4 protein-coding genes and 1 pseudogene are annotated in these 3,442 nt (G+C 59.8%); 3 read left to right on the top strand and 2 right to left on the bottom strand.

The features are described from left to right. Positions 1-1,695 (top strand): aconitate hydratase AcnA (gene acnA / locus WBV42_RS00170; protein ID WP_423984249.1); only part of this gene is annotated, 1,695 nt, incomplete at its 5' end. 125 nt (positions 1,696-1,820) lie between these two features. Here acnA and WBV42_RS00165 read toward each other — a convergent pair. Then, positions 1,821-2,081 carry a bacteriophage holin gene (locus WBV42_RS00165; protein ID WP_423984248.1) on the bottom strand — a complete coding sequence of 87 codons (261 nt, stop codon included), beginning with the start codon at positions 2,079-2,081 and terminating at the stop codon, positions 1,821-1,823. Positions 2,082-2,361: 280 nt separating this feature from the next. On the opposite strand from WBV42_RS00165, the gene WBV42_RS00160 reads away from it, so the two are divergent. Together WBV42_RS00160 and WBV42_RS00155 are read left to right on the top strand one after the other, a co-directional pair. Beyond that, positions 2,362-2,742: a MarR family transcriptional regulator gene (locus tag WBV42_RS00160; protein WP_423984250.1), complete on the top strand. Its 381-nt coding sequence runs from the start codon at positions 2,362-2,364 to the stop codon at positions 2,740-2,742. A gap of 227 nt (positions 2,743-2,969) precedes the next feature. Next, the gene (locus tag WBV42_RS00155) at positions 2,970-3,104 is read left to right on the top strand and encodes a hypothetical protein (RefSeq protein ID WP_423984247.1); all 135 of its coding nucleotides are present in this window, start codon (positions 2,970-2,972) and stop codon (positions 3,102-3,104) included. A gap of 120 nt (positions 3,105-3,224) precedes the next feature. Here the strand turns inward: WBV42_RS00155 and WBV42_RS00150 are convergent. Further along, positions 3,225-3,442 (bottom strand): annotated as a pseudogene (locus tag WBV42_RS00150) (NAD-dependent epimerase/dehydratase family protein); the annotation flags it as partial.

The following is a 3,442-nucleotide window of genomic DNA, read 5'->3' as shown; positions in this document are numbered from 1 at the left end:
CCCCAAGACCGCGTTCCCATGGGCGACATGCGGACCCACTTCCGAAACCTGCTCTACGACGAGTTCGGAGACGAACGTGATGACGCGGACGAAGAAGCTATCACCCGCTGGCTCGGCGAGGGCGGCGGCGGTGGAAACGCGGAGGGAACCGGCGCGTCCACGGACGGAGGAACGGTGACGAAGCCGGGAACGGCGGAAGCGCCCGAGGAACCAGACCTTGGCGAACTCACGAAGCGCGTGTCCGTCGAGATGGACGATGGGTCGGAGGTCGAGATCGGCCACGGCTCCGTGGTCGTCAGCGCCATCACGAGCTGTACGAACACCTCGAACCCTTCGGTGATGCTCGCCGCGGGACTGCTCGCCAAGAACGCCGTCGACCGCGGCCTCGACGTCCCCGACTACGTGAAGACGAGCCTCGCGCCGGGAAGCCGCGTCGTCACGGAGTACCTCGACGCCTCCGGCCTCCTCCCGTACCTCGAAGATTTGGGGTACAACGTGGTCGGATACGGCTGTACGACCTGTATCGGCAACGCCGGACCGCTTCCGGACCCCATCGAGACCGCCATCGACGAACACGGCCTCTGGACGACGAGCGTCCTCTCCGGCAACCGGAACTTCGAGGCGCGCATCCACCCGAAGATTCGCGCGAACTACCTCGCCAGCCCACCGCTGGTCGTGGCCTACGGCCTCGCGGGACGGATGGACATCGACCTCGAACGCGAACCGGTCGGGACGGACGACGACGGCGAACCGGTCTACCTCGCCGACCTCTGGCCGTCGTCCGACGAGATTCACGCGGCCGTTCACGACAGCGTGGACACGTCGATGTTCGAGGATAAGTACGCCTCCGTGTACGAGGGCGACGAGCGCTGGAAGGGCCTCGAAGCGCCGACCGGAGACGTGTACGAGTGGGACGAGGAGTCCACGTACATCCGCGAACCGCCGTTCTTCAAGGACTTCCCCCTGGAGGAACCCGGCGTCGCGGACATCGAGGACGCGCGCTGTCTCATGCTGCTCGGCGACACCGTAACCACGGACCACATCAGTCCCGCCGGTCCCTTCGGACCGGACCTCCCCGCAGGGCAGTGGCTCCTCGACCACGGCGTCGAACCGTACGAATTCAACACCTACGGGTCGCGGCGCGGCAACCACGAGGTGATGATGCGCGGCACGTTCGCCAACGTGCGCATCGAGAACGAGATGTTGGACGACGTGGAGGGCGGCTACACCATCCACCAACCGACCGGCGAAGAGACGACCGTCTTCGAGGCGTCCGAGCGTTATCGGGCGGACGGAACCCCGCTCGTCGTCGCCGCCGGGACGGAGTTCGGAACCGGGTCGAGCCGTGACTGGGCGGCGAAAGGAACCGACCTGCTGGGCGTGGCGGCGACCATCGCGGAGAGCTACGAGCGCATCTACCGCGACAACCTCGTCGGCATGGGCGTCCTGCCGCTCCAGTTCCAGAGCGGGGATTCGTGGGAGTCGCTCGGTCTCGACGGGTCCGAGACGTTCTCCATTCACGGTCTCGACGATGGACTCGACGTCAAGGACGAACTCACAGTTGTCGCCGAGCGCGGGGACGGTTCGACAGTCGAGTTCCCGGTGACCGCGCAAGTGGGGACGCCCGCAGCAGTTCGATACGTCGAAAACGGCGGTATCCTCCATCTCGTCCTTCGGCGATTACTCACCGAGTAGCCGCGCAAACCGTTCCGACGCTTGGATTTCGGATCCGCAATCGAGGAATGGAACGTTGTCGAAAACGGCATGGCGTGAACACCGATACCGTCACGCGTTCCTGAACACATCAGGGTACGGTATCGTCAGTCTTGGAGGAGACGATTGTACAACTTGGCAAAGGCATAGCCACCAACGAGTGCATCGAAAAACGCCCAGATGGCTCCGATAGCGAGTCCGATGATAGTCTCGTTGTAGCCACGATATACGTCGGAGAGCAGCCGTTCCCATCGTTTTCCCCACCCAACCCGAGCGGTAACACCGAGGGCTGCAACTGCGCTAGCCCAGAGCAGTCCACACGCCAATCCGAATGCCTGCGGATCAAATCTCGACGATTCTGAAGACATAGAGGGGCATACAACGACAAGCGATATAAAATTGGGAGACAATTGATCCGATTCAACGAGAACACGACACGTAGAGGTACCCGAATCGGTACTCGTGGCTTTCGTTGGTGATTTCTACGAATCCGGCTATCAACGTCGAAGGAGAACAGTTTGGCCGCGCGTTTCGACACGTCCGATGATGCCGTTTTTCCACCCATTTACTGGAACGGAGACCGAATCCAGTGTGAATGGGATCATCTGCAACCGCAGTCTTATTACTTTCTATTACATACTGTTACACATGCCCGTCGATTTCGAAAGCTACCATCCGACGAATTTACCGAACGAAGACACGAACGGACGGGATATCCTCGAATTTCTCGCCGAGCAGCCGGATTTAGGGTTTCGTGCCGGGGAGATAGCCGAAGAACTCAACATTCCTCGTGGGAGTGTCGGGACGACGTTGAGCCGACTCGAATCCCGAGGGCTCGTTCGTCATAAGGGAGAATATTGGGCGATCAATCCGGAAGCCTATGATGCTCACACGGCAAGCCTCATCGGATTAGAAACGGTTGCGATGCAATTCGAGGGCGACTACTACGATCAGAATCCGGACTGGGACGCTGACATCCCGGATATCGATGAGCAACAACAGGACGGAACCTCAACGGAGAAGGAGTAGTGTATGACCGCGGTACTATCGTCGTTGCTTCGGACCCGTTTGGAAATACACCCCGACGGCCGTATGTGATCATCAGTGGTGACGGGCACCCATTTGATAGACAACAGTACATTGCTCTTGGAATCACCACCAAAGAGTATCCCGAAAGCCGCTCACTGGCGAACGCATTCGAGGCGGGCACACTGAATCGAGAGTCGTTCGTCTCACCGTGGGCCGTCGTTTCGCTCATGGACGTCGATATCGACCGCGCAGTAGCTCGACTTACAACGGAGTTTGTGGATATCGCGGTCGAAGCGATGACTCAGTACGTTTTCGAGCGTCCCGTCGTCACGACGACGACTGACGAGAGTTCGACGATGTGACGTTACTTCTCGGGATATCTGGGGGACACCGCAAGACGTGATTCCCTTTCGCGAAGACTTTACTTTCCAATCGGAACTCCTTCTACGTGCTATTATCCGGTAGCCCCACTATCTACACTGTTATGCCAATCGTCGCCAGCTCCACTCGGGAGTCCAGTCGAACAGGTTTCGTGCCTTCGTAGTGTCGACCAACGCCGCGTGCTCGTGCTCTTCGAAATGGCTTCGAACCTCGGCATCGGGAAAGATTTCCGAGATGATTTCACGGGTGGGTGTTTCGGCACTGGTGTCCGGCGCCGATACCCAGACGCGCTCGTGACCATCGAAGGTCGCCTCGACGG

It is taken from the genome of Haladaptatus sp. (assembly GCF_049589095.1).
Classification (GTDB): Archaea; Halobacteriota; Halobacteria; order Halobacteriales; family Haladaptataceae; genus Haladaptatus.
This window is presented reverse-complemented; position numbering and strand designations above follow the sequence as displayed.

What these genes read in the sequence shown, in the direction of transcription:
- WBV42_RS00155 (WP_423984247.1), top strand. Translation starts at nt 2,970, where the DNA reads ATGGACGTCGATATCGACCGCGCAGTAGCTCGACTTACAACGGAGTTT.
- WBV42_RS00160 (WP_423984250.1), top strand. Translation starts at nt 2,362, where the DNA reads ATGCCCGTCGATTTCGAAAGCTACCATCCGACGAATTTACCGAACGAA.
- WBV42_RS00165 (WP_423984248.1), bottom strand. Translation starts at nt 2,081, where the DNA reads ATGTCTTCAGAATCGTCGAGATTTGATCCGCAGGCATTCGGATTGGCG.